At 64.5% G+C, this 16,609-nt stretch carries 13 protein-coding genes; 9 read left to right on the top strand and 4 right to left on the bottom strand.

Going from position 1 to position 16,609, the window contains the following annotated elements:
* Positions 1–231: 231 nt before the first annotated feature.
* The 3 genes from CIW48_RS28580 (at position 232) to CIW48_RS28570 (ending at position 1,936) form a co-directional block, all read left to right on the top strand.
* The gene (locus CIW48_RS28580) at positions 232–825 is read left to right on the top strand and encodes a TetR/AcrR family transcriptional regulator (RefSeq protein ID WP_149313806.1); all 594 of its coding nucleotides are present in this window, start codon (positions 232–234) and stop codon (positions 823–825) included.
* A gap of 95 nt (positions 826–920) precedes the next feature.
* A complete protein-coding gene (locus tag CIW48_RS28575) occupies positions 921–1,166 on the top strand; it encodes a hypothetical protein (protein WP_149313805.1) in 246 nt (81 codons plus the stop codon).
* A gap of 86 nt (positions 1,167–1,252) precedes the next feature.
* On the top strand, positions 1,253–1,936 hold the full coding sequence (locus tag CIW48_RS28570) for a type 1 glutamine amidotransferase domain-containing protein (protein WP_149313804.1): 684 nt from the start codon (positions 1,253–1,255) through the stop codon (positions 1,934–1,936).
* Between the two features lie 73 nt (positions 1,937–2,009).
* Here CIW48_RS28570 and CIW48_RS28565 read toward each other — a convergent pair whose 3' ends face one another.
* Positions 2,010–2,573 (bottom strand): TetR/AcrR family transcriptional regulator, encoded by a 564-nt coding sequence (locus tag CIW48_RS28565; RefSeq protein WP_149313803.1) that lies wholly within the window; start codon positions 2,571–2,573, stop codon positions 2,010–2,012.
* Positions 2,574–2,682: 109 nt separating this feature from the next.
* Here CIW48_RS28565 and CIW48_RS28560 point away from each other — a divergent pair, with 109 nt between their 5' ends.
* Positions 2,683–4,089 carry an amidase gene (locus CIW48_RS28560; RefSeq protein WP_149313802.1) on the top strand — a complete coding sequence of 469 codons (1,407 nt, stop codon included), beginning with the start codon at positions 2,683–2,685 and terminating at the stop codon, positions 4,087–4,089.
* 460 nt (positions 4,090–4,549) lie between these two features.
* On the opposite strand, the gene CIW48_RS28555 is transcribed toward CIW48_RS28560, so the two are convergent.
* Positions 4,550–5,302: a lactoylglutathione lyase gene (locus tag CIW48_RS28555; RefSeq protein WP_197739391.1), complete on the bottom strand. Its 753-nt coding sequence runs from the start codon at positions 5,300–5,302 to the stop codon at positions 4,550–4,552.
* 806 nt (positions 5,303–6,108) lie between these two features.
* Between CIW48_RS28555 and CIW48_RS28550 the strand changes: the two genes are divergently transcribed.
* Positions 6,109–6,321 (top strand): DUF4287 domain-containing protein, encoded by a 213-nt coding sequence (locus CIW48_RS28550; RefSeq protein ID WP_149313801.1) that lies wholly within the window; start codon positions 6,109–6,111, stop codon positions 6,319–6,321.
* Positions 6,322–6,710: 389 nt separating this feature from the next.
* On the opposite strand, the gene CIW48_RS28545 is transcribed toward CIW48_RS28550, so the two are convergent.
* On the bottom strand, positions 6,711–8,783 hold the full coding sequence (locus CIW48_RS28545) for a TonB-dependent siderophore receptor (RefSeq protein ID WP_246695460.1): 2,073 nt from the start codon (positions 8,781–8,783) through the stop codon (positions 6,711–6,713).
* Positions 8,784–9,851: 1,068 nt separating this feature from the next.
* On the opposite strand from CIW48_RS28545, the gene rnhA reads away from it, so the two are divergent.
* Positions 9,852–10,514: a ribonuclease HI gene (gene rnhA, locus CIW48_RS28540; RefSeq protein WP_149313799.1), complete on the top strand. Its 663-nt coding sequence runs from the start codon at positions 9,852–9,854 to the stop codon at positions 10,512–10,514.
* Positions 10,515–10,765: 251 nt separating this feature from the next.
* Here rnhA and CIW48_RS28535 read toward each other — a convergent pair whose 3' ends face one another.
* On the bottom strand, positions 10,766–11,548 hold the full coding sequence (locus CIW48_RS28535; protein WP_246695458.1) for a TetR/AcrR family transcriptional regulator: 783 nt from the start codon (positions 11,546–11,548) through the stop codon (positions 10,766–10,768).
* 68 nt (positions 11,549–11,616) lie between these two features.
* On the opposite strand from CIW48_RS28535, the gene CIW48_RS28530 reads away from it, so the two are divergent.
* The 3 genes from CIW48_RS28530 to CIW48_RS28520 all read left to right on the top strand — a co-directional run bounded on the left by CIW48_RS28530 (position 11,617) and on the right by CIW48_RS28520 (position 16,359).
* Complete coding sequence (locus CIW48_RS28530; protein ID WP_149313798.1) at positions 11,617–13,194, top strand: FAD-dependent monooxygenase; 1,578 nt, start codon at positions 11,617–11,619, stop codon at positions 13,192–13,194.
* Between the two features lie 406 nt (positions 13,195–13,600).
* Positions 13,601–14,089 carry a nickel-responsive transcriptional regulator NikR gene (nikR, locus tag CIW48_RS28525; protein ID WP_149313807.1) on the top strand — a complete coding sequence of 163 codons (489 nt, stop codon included), beginning with the start codon at positions 13,601–13,603 and terminating at the stop codon, positions 14,087–14,089.
* A 176-nt stretch (positions 14,090–14,265) separates the two neighbouring features.
* Positions 14,266–16,359, top strand: a complete 2,094-nt coding sequence (locus CIW48_RS28520) for a TonB-dependent receptor plug domain-containing protein (RefSeq protein WP_149313797.1) — start codon at positions 14,266–14,268, stop codon at positions 16,357–16,359.
* Positions 16,360–16,609: the final 250 nt, after the last annotated feature.

Below are 16,609 nucleotides of genomic sequence, written 5' to 3'. Positions count from 1 at the left end.
CGAACGCCCCAGGAATTCGCCCTGGCGGCGGCCCTGCAGGCCGCCGAATGAGATCCGGAAGCTCACCTTCCGGCCGGACCAAAATCCGGGGGACCCTCATGAGAACCGGAAACTCACCTTCCGGCCGGACCAAGATCCGGGGGACCCTCAGTCGGGCGCGGCACTTCAGCAGCTCGGTTTTTCATCGCAGACCCACTAGACGACCGGTCTAATCGATCTTATGTCAGCGTCATGGCACACGTGAACGGCAACGCCGACACCCGGCAAAGCATCCTCGACACCGCCCACCGCATCGTGGGCGCGAAGGGATTCTCCGGAGTCGGTCTCAACGAGATCCTGGCCGCGGCCGATGTGCCGAAAGGATCGTTCTACCACTACTTCGGTTCGAAGGAGGCTTTCGGCGAGGCTCTCCTGGCTGACTATTTCGAAGAATACCTGGCCGACATCGATGCCACCCTCGCCGAGTCCGGCCTCAGCCATGCCGAGCGCCTGATGAACTACTGGCGGAAGTGGCAGGCGACACAGGGCAGCCTTGACTACCAGCGCAAGTGCCTCGCGGTGAAGCTCGCGGCAGAAGTCTCGGACCTCTCCGAGCCCATGCGGTTGGCCCTCAAAGGCGGTACGGCCGGGATTATCGACCGTGTGACAGGCGCCATCGAGGCGGGGGTTGCCGAGGGGTCGCTGAGGGTCGACGGCGAGCCGCGTGCGACGGCTGTGACGCTCTACCACCTGTGGCTCGGCGCAAGCCTCATGGCGAAGATCGAGCGCACCAACGCGCCGTTCGACGCCGCGATGAAGACGACACTACGCATCCTGAACCCGTAACCAGCCAGACCGAGCGAGCCAACCGTGACGCTCGGCATGCGCATGCGAGAAATATAGACGACCAGTCTACTAAAGACTGACGCGAGGAGAGAACCATGAACCTACGAACCGTACATCCCGTCGCCCCCTATCTGCTGCTCGCTGAATTCGGGGCCGCACTGTTCGGCGCCTCCGCCGCATCGGCCGAGGAGCGCATCACCCTGGAGATCATTGGCGCCGTTCGCATGGTCGACCCCGAGGCGGTCCGCCATGCGGACGCGGCGCCCAGGAGAACTGAGGCCCGGCATGCGCGCGAGGCGACCGCCGAGCGTTCCATCGACGGGGCGGGGCGCAACAACTGACCCGCCCACGAGCGGAAGCTCGGGCCGGTCGAAACGGTGTTCCGAGCATATGGACGACAGACTCACACCAACCGTGGAGAACGACGATGAAGATCCTGATGGTGCTGACCTCCCACGACAAGCTCGGCGATACCGGTCGTAGGACCGGCTTCTGGCTGGAGGAGCTCGCCGCCCCTTACTACGTGTTCAAGGACGGCGGCGCCGAGGTGGTCCTGGCCTCGCCCAAGGGCGGTCGGCCGCCGCTCGATCCCAAGAGCAACGAGCCGGGCTTCCAGACCGACCTGACCCGACGCTTCGAGGCGGACAGCGAAGCGAACGCCGTCCTGTCGGACACGGTCCGCCTCGACGGGGTCACACACGAGGGCTTCGACGCGGTGTTCTATCCCGGCGGGCACGGTCCGCTATGGGACCTCGCCGAGGACCCCACCTCGGTGCGTCTCATCGAGACGACCCTCCAGGCCGGTAAACCCGTCACCCTCGTCTGCCACGCCCCCGGCGTGCTGCGTCATGCCAAGTCGCCCAACGGCAGGCCACTCGTCGAGGGCAAGGCCGTCACCGGCTTCACGAATACCGAGGAGGAGGCGGTCGGCCTGACTGAGGTGGTTCCGTTCCTCGTCGAGGATGAGCTCAAGCGGAACGGAGGCGCATTCTCCAAGGCCGGCGACTGGGAGCCGTACGTCGTCGGGGACGGGTTGCTGATCACCGGACAGAACCCGGCCTCGTCCGGACCCGCGGCCGAGCGCCTTCTCGACCTGCTCGCGCGCGCCTGAGGACCGGCGAGGCACGACACATCGAGACAGACCCGAGGTGCGTTCGGCGTAACAGCCGGACGCGCTTCCCATTTCACGTCGGCAGGAGGCCCGAGGCGCGGTAGCTCTCGATCAGGTCGTCGAACTGCGAGACGTCCGAACGACTCCGCGCGTAGAGTTGGGCACCGGACACCGCCGCAAAAATGGCGCGCGCTCGCGCCTCGCTGCCCATGGGCTCCGCCGCCCCAGCCATGACCAGCACTTTGGCGAGCCAGGCAACGTTGACGTCGGCGAAGCCCTGCGCCTCCCGCTGCACGGCCTCGGGCAGGTTGGCGTATTCCGCCGACATGAAGCTGCACAGGCAGAGCCTGTTCCCGTCCTCAAGCGACCTGCGGAAGGTGTTGGGGTAGAGCTGCAGGCAGCGGATCGGGTCGCCGGTCTCGGCCAGAATCGCGTCGAGCTCGGCCGCCGTATCCTCCCAGTAGCGCCGAGCTACCGCCGCGCCTAGATCCGCCTTGCTGGCAAAGTGGTGGTAGATGCTCGCGGCCTTGATGCCGACCTCGGCGGCGAGGTCGCGATAGCTCAGACCGCCATAGCCATGCGCCTGCGCGGTTTTCCTGGCGGCGGCCAGGATCGTCTCCTTCGCGCTCGTACTCACCCTTACCTCCAGGCCGAAGCAGAAAGACTAACGATCGTTAGTTAGGGGTTGACGGCGTGAAGATCCAGCCCTAGCTCGAACCTGCCTAACGACAGATAGGGAAGCCGGCATGACCCAGGACATCATCTTCTCCGACGCGACCAAACTGGCCGAGCTGATCCGGACTAAGGAGCTCTCGCCCGTCGAGGTGGTGCGGGCGCACCTCGACCGCATCGAAGCCGTCGACCCCAAGGTGAACGCCATCGTCACGATCGCGGAGGGCGCGATAGTCATCGCCAAGGAAGCCGAGGCGGCAGTCATGGCGGGCAAGGACCTCGGACCGCTCCACGGCGTACCCTTCACCGTGAAGGACTCGATCGACACCGCCGGCGTGATGACCCAGCGCGGCTCACCCATCTTCAGGGGCCGCACCCCCGATGCCGACGCGACCAGCGTCGCCCGCATGAAAAAGGCCGGCGGCATCCTTCTCGCGAAGACCAACCTTCCCGAATTCTCCTACTGGATCGAGAGCGACAACCTGCTCTCCGGCCGCTCGAACAACCCGTGGAACCTCGACCGCACGCCCGGCGGCTCAAGCGGCGGCGAGTCGGCAGCCATCGCGGCGGGGATGTCGCCGCTCGGCCTGGGCACCGACCTCGCCATCTCGGTGCGCGGCCCGGCGGCCCAGACCGGCATCGTCTCGCTGAAGGCGACCCATGGGCGCGTCCCAATGACAGGCATTTGGCCGCGGGCGCCGCGTCGCTTCTGGCACGTCGGCCCGATGGCGCGCAGCATCCGCGACCTCGCGCTCGCCTTCTCGCAGCTTGCCGGCCCCGACGGGCAGGACGCCTTCGCGACCAGCACCGTCCCGTTCGACGCCGGCCTCGGCGCTACGTCGGACCGCAAGCTACGCGTCGGCTGGATGGTCGGGCCGGGCTTCGGCCCCATCGACACCGAGGTCGCGGCGACCGTCCAGGCCGCGGCCGACGCCCTCAAGGGCGAGGGCCACCACGTGGAGGAGGTGCGCATCCCGGCTCTGGAGCGCGACTTCGCCCTCGACGTGTTCAACAAGCTCCACGTCATGGAGATGAAGCCGGCGTTCCGCGAGGCGACGGTCGGGCACGAGGACCAGATGTACAGGATGGCCAAGACGATGCTGTCGCTGCCGGACACGTCGATGGAGGACTACGTCGCGGCCCAGCAGGCGGCGGAGCGGCTCCGGGACGGCTATGCGGCCTATTTCCGGGACCACGACGTGCTCCTGACTCCCGTGCTACCGGTCCCGGCGCACAAGCACGGCATCAAGGAACTCGTCGTCAACGGCGAGACCGTCGACCTGACGTACCTGCAGGGCGCGACTGTGCCTCTGAACGTGACGGGCCTGCCCGGGCTGTCGATGCGGTTCGGGACGAGTCGCGAGGGCTTGCCAATCAACGTGCAATTGGTGGGAAGCTGGCAGGCGGAGACGACGCTCCTGCGCGCCGCCTCGGTGCTGGAGGGCGTGAGCCCGGTCCGCGGCCTGCACCCGAGCCTCTGACAGGAGGGAGCCCGCCGGGAAGCGCTCTGCGTTTCCCGGCCCCGAACCGACGTCGAATGGTCGAGATGGGTGTGTAGCGGCCAAACCCCTCTTCCCAGGACCGGACAGGCTGAGAGCCACCCGACACGGTCGTTCTGAGGCGCCTGCCATCGGCGGTCACTGGCCGAAAGCCGCTGGTTCGCGTCTGAGCTAGCCCGCCGCAAAAGCCGATGGGCTCCCGTCGCCCCATGCCTACCGCGCGGATCGCCGTAAGGCTTTCTCCAAACGTCGGGGTGGGCGCCGCCAGACGGCATTGATGTGCCAGAGTAGAGGTTTTGCGAACCGTTGCTGGAGGCGTCCACACCAACGCTTTCGGTCAGGCAGACTGGAAGGGCGACTGAGGCCTCCACGGCAGGCGGGCGCCACTGAACTGGTAAAGTTCAGGCTCGGCGCTGAATATCAGGAGGAGAACAGGAGCGCTTCAGCTGGACTTGAGCGAACGAGCGCACGATCTATCGGTCCAAGGCCGTTCCGAGGTCATCCCACTTCGTTGCCTCGACGTTCGCCAGCCGCGTTTCGTCGGCGTTCGGCGCACCGCCGCGCCATCGGCGACAGTCTTCTTCACGGGGCGGAGGACCTGGACGAATTCGAGCTGTTCCCCCTCGGGACCCTCGCAATCGATGCTCGACCAGCCGTTCGACGGGCCCTCATGGATCTTGATCGTATTGGCATTTTTCGGTGCCGCGCGACGCTCGTCTTCGGAGTGCACGGCCACGGTGCGGTTCGCCCGCACCTGCGTCATGCCCCGGCGTGCGCACTCGGCTTCCAGATCGCCGATGAACGTGTCGAAGTTCACGTCGTCGCGGACGTAGAAGCAGATGTGTATCGAGCACGGATAGGCTGGGCTCATGTGATCACGCGGCTCGGCCCAGCTGTCGCCGCCACTCATCGGCTGCGCGGCATCACGATACCGCAGGAGTTCGATAACGACGTTCTCGAGCTGGACAAAGCGGACGTCGAGCCGCTGAGAGTCGCCCTTCAGGTCCGGAACGCCGAGGGTACGAGGATCGACGCGTCGCTCGCGAGCAATGATCTCTTGGTCGGCCCTCGGCGTGTGATGGACCGGCTCCCCTCTGAAGGCGCCGTCCCGCGAGACCTCGGTCCGACTGAGCACCTCCGCGTGGAATTCGAAGGCCCGCTCCGTGGTTTGAGCGGTGACGCCGAAATTCTGCACGCCCTGTAGCCGCGCGCCGAGTGGAAGGCTGTCACGCGCGTCAAACCGAGCGGCTTGCGCAGAGACCCCGGGCGCTTTGAGAAGCCCCCACGGCAGCAACGCAGGCCACCTGAAGAATTTCGCGACGACGTTGACCGCTCTGCTCGTCGTTGATCTCGTGATCCATGTTGATACACCGATTCGACGTTCTCAGAGCGGGATATACTAGTGTCGCGAGCAGTGATCCGGTTAAAAAAGTTAAAATCGGCCGTGGCTGTGATGGCAGCAGATGCGAGCAGAAATCGGATCGAAGCTGGCGTGGCACCTCGTTGCGCCATTGATACCGGCGTGCAACGTCGTTCTCGCGATTGACCGCCTTCGTAGCGCGCCCCGCATGCCCGAGCATGAGACAAGCACCAGTTTAACGTATGCAGATCGCCGCCTGTTTCATTTCTTTGAACATGCTTTTTAGTGTTATCCTGCGGCCTTCCAGCATTGTTCAAATACAATAACTCTCCCATCTTCGGACCCGCATCTCTGGTTGTGGCCGATCTTTTGAGCTGGCGCATGTGAAAGATCCAACGCGGGCATCGGGAAGAGCTGCATAGCGTCAGTCTAACTTGCCAGGCTGCACGCGAAGCGGCCGGCTGGAGGTGGCCGCAATCAGAATGGCTGCTTCGGAGTAGCTCCGCCGCAGAAGCGGACGGCCGCCTTCGGCCTTTGAGCGGACATCGGCGGGCTCACCGTACTGGTTCTTGCGCGAGGGTTGCAGTCAGCGCGATGCGCGACGAAGCTGTCGCCCACCGCCTGTTGCGAAAGATGCCCGCATGCCGACCGAGCCCGCCAAAGGACCTGCGTCGTATTTTCCATCTATCGAGAAGAAGTACGGGCGCCCGATCGGCGATTGGCAGCAGCTGGTCCGAGCACACCTTCCCGCAAAGCATATGGACTTGGTCTCCATGCTGAAAGCCGAGCATGGAATGGGCCACGGTCACGCGAACGCGATCGTCGCTCACGTGCTGTCCGAGCGTCAGAGGTAACCGACCTGCGCCGCCGATACGGCGCGGCCGCTGTTTAGACGTCTAAGACGCTCTATGCGTGATCTCTTTCAGCGGAAGCTGGCCGGAAGCTGCCGGTCCGCTTCGGAGCAGGTCCACCGGAAAAGCGGACGAGCTCCTAGCGACCCAACCCGGCCGTCCGGACCGCCGTCAGCGCTTCCACAAAGCGGCCGTTCACCAGACGTCCAGCAACTTCGGCACTGCGGGCAATCAGACCCAAGCCTTTAGCCTGAGAGTAGACGTTCTGTCTCCAATATACACCGACAAAACGGAATGTTTACTGAGGCGCCAGAAAGTAAAAGAAATCTCTAATTTTGGAAACGACAGAAATATTGACGGAAAAGAGCCCGATCGCTCTGGAGCGGTTGCGGTCAGAACCTCGCGATGATCTGCGCCCTGATCGTGCGCGGCGCGCCCGTCGTGATGTTGTTGTTGTTATCGGCCGTGGCGATGTAGCGTCGGTCGAACAGGTTTTCGATGTTGACTTGGGCACGCACGAAGTCGTTGAACTGGTAGAACAATCCGGCGTCAATCCGGGTGTATCCCGGCAGTCGCACTGTATTGTCTGAGGATGCAAAAGTGTGTGAGTAGTTCAGGATGCCCACGCCGACGGAGAAATTCCTTGTTACATCGAACTTGTTCCACAGGGTAAAGGCATTAAACGGCACCAACCCGACTGTGTTGCCGGCGACGATCGTGGCCGATGTGGCACTGGCGATCCGCGCATCGGTGAACGCGTACCCGCCCGCGATCTGCCACCAATCGGTGACGTACCCATTGGCGCCGATCTCGAAGCCCTGCGTGTTGGTCTTACCCGACAGGATGAAGAAGCCGGGATTGTTTGGATCCGCGAGACGCTGGTTGTACCGATCCAGGTTGTAGGCCGCAGCCGTGAGCTGAAACCGCGGGTTGACGTCGTACTTGATGCCAACCTCGGTGTTCTCGAACTGCTCCGGCTTGGCGATGACGAGGCCTGGCGTGAAGTTGCCGATCTGGTCTCCCGACGAGGGCAGGTAGGACACGCTGTAGCTCGTGTAGAGGGCGAGGTTCGGCAGCGGTTTCAGCACCAGACCGGCGCGCGGCGAGATCGGATCATCCACGCGTGTATTGGTTCGCAGTGTGCGCCGATCCGTCGACGCGAAGTCGAAATGGTCGTAGCGCAGGCCACCGACGAGTTGCAGCCACTCGGTGATGTCGATCTGGTCTTGAGCATAGACGGCGGCAAGTCCGAGGCTGTAGCGCGCATTCGAGTCTGTCGTGCCGTTGTTGCGCAGAAAGGTGGGCGTGAAGGTCAGCGGGCTGAGCGGATTGACTACGACGCTGCTCGCGAGACTATTTCCGAAGAACAGGGATTGCCGATAGGCTAGCCCCTCTTGGTAGCCGAGTTCGAAACCGCCCAGCAGGGTATGCTTGATGTCCCCGGTCAAGAATTTGTACGTGAAGTCGTTCTGGTTGAAGTAGTTGGTCCGCGGCGTATCGTTGCGGTACCCGGTGATCGTTACGGCGGTCCCGGCCGCGTTCACGGCGCTGCCCGGAAGCGTGTTGACGTAGAACCGATCATAGTCCGCAAAGCGCAACTGGCTATGCATGTCGACGCCCGTGTCGAACTGATGGTCAAGCTGCACCGTGGCAATGTTGGCATCGACTTTCGTGAAATTCACGTTCGGATTACCGAAGAAAGTCCGGATGTTGTCACGATACCGGTATGGACGCCCGAACTGCGAGGGTATGCCCCGATCAGGAAAGCGCTGATCGTGGAAGTACTCGTATGAGAGCTTCAGCGTCGTCTGCGGGTCGATGAGGAAGGTGGCGGTCGGGTTGACCCCGTATCGGGTCAGGTCGCCGAACTGCCGGTAAGTGCCCGAGTCCTCGAAGACACCGTTGAGGCGGAAGAACACGCTGTCACTGATCCGATCGCCGACATCCACGGCAACGCGCTTATCGCCGAACTGACCACCCCCGGCGACGATCTCGCGCACCCGGTAGCCGTCCGCCTCTTTGAGGACGCGGTTGATAACCCCGCCGCCGCCCCCACGGCCGAAGATAAGAGAATCCGGTCCCTTCAAGACTTCAATCCGCTGAATGTTGTACAGGTCGCGAAAGTACTGGACGTCGTCGCGAATACCATCTATATAGAAATCCGCGCTGGTATTCTGGCCGCGGATGAGCACTTGATCGCGATTGCTCTCGCCCTGCGCGGGGATTAGGCCCGGCACGAAGCGCAGCTGCTCAGTCAAGTTCTGATAGTTCTGGTCCAGAAACTGTTCTCGGGGGATAACAGTGATGGATTGCGGGATGTCGATGACGGCCGTGTTCGTCTTGGTCGCGCTGCGCGTTTGCTTGGTGAGATACCCAACCGTGACGCCACCCTGTGGCTCTGGGCGCTGGCCCTCACTTTGGACGGTAAGCTGATCCAGCGTCACAGGCTCAGCAATGTCGGCCATTGCTACGGTTTGTTGTGCCTGCACAGTCGTCACTAAGACCGTGCTGGCCAGCAAAAGCCCGAGAAGGCTACGCTGAGGGGCGACACTCATTTATCCACTCCGCAGCTTCACACGGAAGCCGATACATGTTGGACCTACTGGCGGATCCGGGTGCGGAGGTACTGAAGGGTCACTATTTGAAGCAAGGTTTCATCCGGTGTCTTTCGGAGGTAATTTCTAAACATATTCTTGTAATAATTCCAAGATGATGCCTATGCTATTGAGGCAGATTGATTTCCGTTGCCTCGCGCGAACTAGAATATTTATAATCTAGATATATTGTTTCCGTGCTGTTGCATAAGAGCAACACGTGATCCTGACTCATCCGATATCCCCTTCAGAAGTCTTGCAAGGAGGCGACATACCGCCGCGAGAGGCACAGTGCTGGCCAATTGAAGCACTTCACCGGCTTTCCGCCCTCAAGGCGTCGCTCCTCATAAGCGGACTGGCATAGATCCCCTTTCCCGTCATCCGCCTGTGTTGGATCCGAACGGCTAAAGGCGGACGCGCCCAAGGTTTGAGAAGGGTCGTGGACGGTCCTCGCGGCTATCTCTGCTTCGATGCATCTGCCGTCCGGAAGCCGACATTCCGGGAACCGCCCCGAACGGTCCTTCCGGTCGCGACCGAGGCTGTATCAAAACGCGAATGCTATCGGCTGCCGGAGAAAACTGGTCTCTCGAAGAAGCGTGACATCGGCCTCAGGGGCTTCTTGTTGCCACCGGCCAGTCGCTCTGGAGATCCCTGGCGGCGGCTGCGGAGACGTTTGTTCTACGACTTCGCAATACCCCCGCGTTTTGACACAGCCCCGCCCCATGACGGCCGTGCAGACAGCCTTCGGCGAACTCCGCAATCTCGCTGACGAGCGTCACACCCGACCTGCCTGCGGCGTGGCATAGGTGATAGATATGCTGCTCCGCTTGCCGCTCTCCCGCGGTAACGGCTCGGGGCGGAGATACCATCTGTCAGCCAATTTCGGGCATCGATGGCGGCCTCCCGTCGACCACCCCATACGAAAGGGCTGACGCCACGATGCGAACGATCGTTTATGCCGATGGAGGTTGTGACCCTAACCCCGGGCCAGGTGGTTGGGGAGTCGTCGTTGCGACCGAGGACGGCATGGTCGAGCTGTGCGGCGGAGAGCCCGGCACCACGACCAACAACCGCATGGAGCTGACGGCCGCGATCAACGGCCTCGAGCATTTCCCGGCCGGGGCCGCGATCGAAATGCGGTGCGACAGCCAGTACGTCGTCAAATCGGTGACCGAGTGGATGCGCGGGTGGAAGGCGAAAGGCTGGCGCACGACGACGGGTGAGGTGAAAAACATCGACCTCATGAAGCGCCTCGACGAGCTGAACGCGGCGCGCGACGTGAAATGGACCTGGGTCCGGGGGCATGCCGGCGACCGTCTCAATGAGCGCGCCGACGCTCTCGTCCACCGCGGCCGTCGGGAAGCGAAGCTTGGCAAGCTCCAGTCGCGGAACAATGCTGCGCCCCTACCTGCCCTTACCGCAGCACCAGCTTCGCCGAGCCAAGGTGCCGACCTGCGCATCGATCTTGCGCTTGGCCTCCAGATCACTCGGGCCGCGAAGGCGGCGGGTGTCACGCCCGACGCTCTCGTCGACGATGCGATCCGCTTCTACCTTGAGATCGGGCCTAGCGAGGTTGCACGCCTGCGATCGAGCCGAGCATAGTGGACGAGGCCGATCGCGGCGACGCCTGGTCGCGGGGTCGATCCCGGCTTTGTGACATGCGTCGCCGTTCGGACGCCAAAAGGTCGCTCTCGGGCAAGTAGCGGCCAAGCGGCGAGGCTTCCCTGAAGGGCTGCTCCAGGTCGAGGCTGTTCCGGATTGCTACAGCGCGACCCGGAAGCAGCCATTCGGAAGCGGCAACTTTTCCCGTTTCGCCAACGGTCAGGTCAGTATCAAAGGTTATCAGACCGACGTCATCTGCAGAAATCGGATCCGTCGCCGTCCATTGCATCCTCTCGGAGGCTTCGTAGTCCTCTCACGATGATGTCGACACCTCCCAGGAACTGCTCGCGATCGTCATGGTCGGGCAGGATTTTCGCCACTTCGCGAACGAAGGGGTGCTCGGACGGCTCGAACGTCATCCACCGCGCCGCGATCGACCTGAGAGCCACGTCCCGCAACGCCGTTTGATCGGCCCCAGGCGGGAACAGCCGTGCGCGTGAGGCGTGCTGGCTGGCGAGGCCCAGGATGAAGCTCATCACGGCGGTCGCGGCGTTGAATTGGGCCGGGCCAGGGACGCCCATGGACTGGATCTGCTGGCCAATGCTCTCGATGAGCCTCACCACGGCATACTGCCAGGGGTCGCGCGACAGCACGCTGCCGATCCAGGGATGACGCTGCAGCGTGTCGAAGACCCCCCGCGCGAGGGCGCGCAGCGCTTGCTCGGGCGTCGCCTCGCTGGCGGCTTGTCGCGTCACGTGGGCGATGAGGTCGTCGGTGGCCGCGGCCAGGAGATCATCCTTGCTGGCGACATGGTGGTACAGGGCGCCGCTCCCCGTCACCAGGCGGGTCGCGAGCGCGCGGAACGTGAGAGCATCTTCGCCCTCTCGATCGAGGATGCTGATCGCGGCCTCGACGATCTGGGTCTTCGAGAGCGGCGCCGTGCGCCGTTCGGTTCGGGTTTCGAGGGTCATGCCGTGTGACTTGACATAAATGGAACGTCGTTCCAAGACGATGGGATTGGAACGCTGTTCCATGACTCCATGAGCGAGACGCCATAATCGTCAGGCGGCGCCGCTGCCGCAGCCCCTGTGAGGAGGCATCCGTGACCTATGACGTCGTGATTGTGGGCGGCGGTCCCGTCGGCCTTTTCCTAACTTGTGAGCTGCGGCTGGCGGGCGTGTCGGTCCTGGTCCTGGAGCAGGCCGAGACAGCCACGACTTCCCTGAAGGGGCCACCGTTCGGGTTGCGGGGTCTCTCCGCACCCAGCCTGGAGGCCTTTTACCGCCGTGGTCTGCTCGGCGACATCGAGGCGATGGCCGCCACCAGCCCCATCATTCAGAGCTTCTACCGGCGTGACGGAGACGCCGGGGATTCTATGACGCCGACCACCGTTCCGCAGCGCACGCCAGCCGGCCATTTCGCCGGCATCCAGTTCTTCCAAGAGGACATAGACGTCTCGCGGTGGACCTGGCGACTGCCCAGTCCAGCCGGACCTCGCCTGGCGGTCTATCTGGACGCGCTGGAGCCTGTGCTCGAGGCACGGGCCGAGGCATGGGGCGCCGAGATCCGCCGCGGTTGCCGCGTCGATGACATCGACGTCGTGGCGGACGGGGCAACCGTGAGCGCCGGAGGCCAGACCTTCCGCGGCCGCTGGCTCGTCGGGTGCGATGGCGGGCGCAGCCTCGTGCGCAAGCGCGGCGGCTTCGCGTTCACCGGCACCGAACCCGAGTTCACCGGCTATTCCGTCGAGGTCGAGCTCGCGGATCCCGATCGCCTCCGCGGCGGGCGCAACGAGACGGCCGATGGCCTGTACATCTACACCAAGCCCGGTTCGATCATCATCGGTGAGTTCGACGGCGGTCGATCCCACCGGACCCATTCGCTTACGAGAGAGTCCGTGCAGGCGGTGCTTCGTCGGGTGTCCGGCGTGGAGGTCGAGATTGCGGCGCTCAAGGTTGCCACCACCTGGACCGACCGCGCCTACCAAGCGACCACCTACCGTCGTGGCCGTGTGCTTCTCGCCGGCGACGCGGCCCACATCCATTCGCCCCTGGGCGGCCAGGGCCTCAATCTCGGGCTCGGCGACGCCATGAACCTCGGCTGGAAGCTCGCCGCCACGATCCGCGGCGAGGCGTCGGACGACCTCCTCGACACCTATTCAAACGAACGTATCCCTGTCGGTGCCGCAATCCTCGACTGGTCGCGGGCGCAAGTCGCGATCCTGCGCCCGAGCCGCAGCTCGCGGGCGCTGAGGGCCGTCGTGCGTGACGTCGCGGCCACCCGCGACGGCGCCACCTATCTCGCCGAGCGCGTATGGGGCGTTGGCCTGCGCTATGAATTGGGCGGCGACCACCCGCTGGTCGGGCGCAGCCTTCCCGATTTTACGCTGACCGACGGACGAAGGGCCGGAGAGTTGTTGAGGGCGGGTGGTGGGCTGCTTCTCGACTTCAAGTCCAGCCTTTCGCTCAAGGCGCTCGCTCGGCGCTGGCCCAGTCGGGTCGCCTATGTCGGGTGCGACGCGGTAGACCGGCTCGGCCTCGACGCTATGCTCGTCCGTCCGGACGGCGTCGTGGCCTGGACCAGTGTGGGCGAGCCAGATGTCCATGCTGCGGCCGAAGCAGCGATCCGTTGGTTCGGCGATCCGCTGGATGGGCGTCACCTCTGCGACGAGGATCAGTGACGCCCTGAACGCCCGGGGGGAGCAGTATGCCCCGCGACGGTTCATGCCTCAGACACGCCCTGCCGAGGCCTGATGTGCGTAAACCCTGCGATCTTACCCGCGGGTCAGTCTACTCTGATGGCGTCGCCGCGCAGAAGCGGACCGGCTGAATGCTACCCTGAGTGGCCCTACTGTTACCGACCCAACTCAGCCGCCCGAACCGCCGTCGGCGCGTCTCCAAGGCGGCCGTTCATCAGCACTCCGGCAACTTCGGCTCGGGGTGGAAAGCGGTAGCCGTTCGGCCGCCACAGACCGGACATGGCATCGGGCAGGCGAGCGGTTCGCAGACTGCTACGATAAGTATGAACGGCCGTTGAGGGGATCGGTAGCCGCCCGGCTGCGCCACGACGGCCACGTCGAGACGTTCATGCAGCGCATCACCATCACCATCGACGACGATCTGCTGACGGCGGTCGATGCAATCTGCGAAAGCCGCGGCTACGGCAGTCGCTCTGAGGCGGTGCGCGATATCGTCCGTGACGCCCTGGCGCCTGCCCGCGCCGCCGGTGCTGGATCCGCGGCCTGCTACGGGGCGCTCAGCTACGTCTACAGTCACGGCACGCGCGATCTGGCCCGCCGGCTGACCGACGAGGGTCACCAGCACGGCGTCTCGATCGCCAGCATGCACGTCCACCTCAACCACGACGACTGCCTGGAGGTGGCGGTCCTGCGCGGGTCGGTCTCTCAGATGCAGAGTTACGCGGACGCCGTCATCACCCAGCGTGGGGTCCGCTACGGTCACCTGCACCTCATCCCCGAAGGTGACGAGGCCCATCTTCAGCATGGCCATGACGCGAAGGACGCTGACGGGGCTGCGTCCCACGGGCAACAGCGCCAAGCCAATCCGGCGGTGTGAGTTATCCGTATGTTTCTCATACTCCGGCCGTGCCAGAACAAGCGAACCGTCACGCTTCACCCGGTCTGCAGGTGCCCCGTCCGATCTCCCAACCCCGTCGCCCTGCGCTAGGCGTTGGCGTTCGCCACGTCACCCGGCCGCTGCTCACCACGAGCGGCCTCATCGTCGCGACCTGCATGCCTGGATGGGCAGCGCCCGACGCGGGTACGCCGACGCCGTCCGCTGTCACGCTGTCAGAGATCTCCGTGGTCTCCGCGCCGCCTTCGACCATCCTCACGCCGGGAACACCGAACGCCAGTGCCGGGTACGTCGGGGGCGTCACCGGGATCGGCGGCTCCCTGCTGACCGTGGACTCGGCCAGTGCCGGCATCATCAGCGGCGCGGCGCTCAACGCCCGTCCGGTGACGCGCCCCGGCGAGGTGCTGGAGGAAGTGCCGGGCCTGATCGTCACCCAGCATTCCGGGGAGGGGAAGGCCAACCAGTACTTCCTGCGCGGCTTCAACCTCGACCATGGCACCGACATCGCCATCAGCGTCGACGGCATGCCGGTGAACATGCGCACCCACGCCCACGGGCAGGGCTACGCCGACCTCAACTTCCTGATCCCCGAACTCGTCGGCGCCGTGGAGTTCCACAAGGGCCCGTACTTCGTGCGCGACGGCGACTTCGCCTCCGCCGGCTCGGTGCGCATCGACTACCTCGACACCGTCGCCAAGAACGTGGCCCTGACCGCGATCGGGTCGTTCGGCTACCAACGCGCCCTGTCGATCGCCTGCGTGCCGTTGGGCGAGGGCAACCTGCTCGTGGCCGGCGAGGCGCAGGTCTATGACGGGCCCTGGACCGTCCCGGATGCCCTGCGCAAGATCAACGGGGTGGCCCGCTACAGCCAGGGCACGGCGCTGGACGGGTTCTCGATCACCGGCATGGCCTACGCGGCCCGCTGGACCGCCACGAACCAGATCCCGGAGCGCGCCGTCGTCTCGGGGCAGCTCAGCCGCTACGGCACGATCAACCCCACGGATGGCGGCGACACGAGCCGCTTCTCGCTCTCCGGGCGGTTCAGCGCCACGGACGACACCGGCATCACCCGGGCCTCGGCTTACGTGATCCGCTACCAGATGAACCTGTTCAACGACTTCACCTATTTCCTCAACGATCCCGTCAACGGCGACCAGTTCCACCAGCTCGACCAGCGCGTTCTGGGTGGCGGCGAGGTGCTGCACATCTTCCAGGGCGACCTGTTCGGCCGGCCGCTGGAGGTCGAGGTCGGCGCGCAGACCCGGACGGACTCGATCCGCGTCGGCCTGTTCAACACCACGAACCGTCAGTACCGCTCCGGCGTGCTCGACGACCGGGTGCTCGAGTCGAGTGGCGCGCTCAACCTCGACACGCGGGTGCGCTGGACCGAGTGGCTGCGCACCAGCGTGGGCGTGCGCGCCGACGGCTACTACGCCGATGTCCGCTCGGACACGCCGGCCAACTCGGGCAAGGCGACCGACGGGATCGTCAACCCGAAGCTCGGCGTCGTGCTCGGGCCGTGGTTCGACACCGAGTTCTACGTGAACTACGGCGGCGGCTTCCACTCGAACGACGCGCGCGGCGTCACCGCCACGGTGGATCCCGCGAGTCCCCTGTTCAACATCACCCGCTCGCCCTTCCTGGTGCCCTCCACGGGCTACGAGGTCGGCCTGCGCAACCGCTCGATCGCGGGGCTGGAGACGAGCCTCGCCCTGTTCCGCCTCGACTTCACCTCGGAGAACATCTTCCAGGGCGATACCGGCACCACGGAGCCGAGCCGCCCGACCCGGCGCTTCGGGGTCGAGTGGACGAACCGCTACGCCGTGACGCCCTTCCTATCGCTGGAAGGGGATCTGACGATCACCAACGCCCGCTTCTCCAGCTACGACCCGGTGGGCAACCGGGTGCCGGAGGCCCCCACCACCATCGCGTCGGCGGGCGTCACCTTCGGCGAGTCGCTCGGCTGGTTCGGGTCGCTGCGCCTCCGCTACTTCGGGCCGCGCCCGCTGATCGAGGACAACACGATCCGCTCGCGCCCGACCGCGCTGGTCAACGGCCGGATCGGCTACAACTTCGAGACCGGCGTCAGCGTCTCGCTCGACATGCTGAACCTGACCAACATCCGGTCCGATCAGATCACCTACGCGTACGTATCTCGACTGCCGGGCGAGCCCGCCGAGGGGCTGATCGACCGGGTGTTCCACCCGGTGGAGCCCACCGCCGTGCGTCTGACGATCGCAGGCCGGTTCTGATTTCATCCCCCTGCATTCGGTCGTTCAGAGTGCCTCCTTAGGGTCGAGAGCGAGGCAGCTACGTCCGCTTCGATGCGGTGCTGCTCGTAAGCGGACCGGCGGCAATCCACCCTGAGCGGTCATTCATCCTGTCACACTATGTGTCCGGAAAACGACTGCTTTCCCGCCAAGTCCGCTGCGCCAGTTGGCAAGTTCCAGAATGGCGTGCGTTCGATCGGGGAATGGCCGGTGACAATGATGTTGAGATCGC

Origin of the sequence: Methylobacterium sp. P1-11, assembly GCF_008329595.1 — a bacterium.
Classification (GTDB): domain Bacteria; phylum Pseudomonadota; class Alphaproteobacteria; order Rhizobiales; family Beijerinckiaceae; genus Methylobacterium.
The sequence above is the reverse complement of the archived record's forward strand: the minus strand, read 5'-3'. Positions and strand labels throughout refer to the sequence as shown.

What these genes read in the sequence shown, in the direction of transcription:
- rnhA (WP_149313799.1), top strand. Translation starts at nt 9,852, where the DNA reads ATGCGAACGATCGTTTATGCCGATGGAGGTTGTGACCCTAACCCCGGG.
- CIW48_RS28580 (WP_149313806.1), top strand. Translation starts at nt 232, where the DNA reads ATGGCACACGTGAACGGCAACGCCGACACCCGGCAAAGCATCCTCGAC.
- CIW48_RS28575 (WP_149313805.1), top strand. Translation starts at nt 921, where the DNA reads ATGAACCTACGAACCGTACATCCCGTCGCCCCCTATCTGCTGCTCGCT.
- CIW48_RS28520 (WP_149313797.1), top strand. Translation starts at nt 14,266, where the DNA reads ATGCCTGGATGGGCAGCGCCCGACGCGGGTACGCCGACGCCGTCCGCT.
- CIW48_RS28545 (WP_246695460.1), bottom strand. Translation starts at nt 8,783, where the DNA reads ATGGCCGACATTGCTGAGCCTGTGACGCTGGATCAGCTTACCGTCCAA.
- CIW48_RS28535 (WP_246695458.1), bottom strand. Translation starts at nt 11,548, where the DNA reads ATGGAACAGCGTTCCAATCCCATCGTCTTGGAACGACGTTCCATTTAT.
- CIW48_RS28560 (WP_149313802.1), top strand. Translation starts at nt 2,683, where the DNA reads ATGACCCAGGACATCATCTTCTCCGACGCGACCAAACTGGCCGAGCTG.
- nikR (WP_149313807.1), top strand. Translation starts at nt 13,601, where the DNA reads ATGCAGCGCATCACCATCACCATCGACGACGATCTGCTGACGGCGGTC.
- CIW48_RS28550 (WP_149313801.1), top strand. Translation starts at nt 6,109, where the DNA reads ATGCCGACCGAGCCCGCCAAAGGACCTGCGTCGTATTTTCCATCTATC.
- CIW48_RS28570 (WP_149313804.1), top strand. Translation starts at nt 1,253, where the DNA reads ATGAAGATCCTGATGGTGCTGACCTCCCACGACAAGCTCGGCGATACC.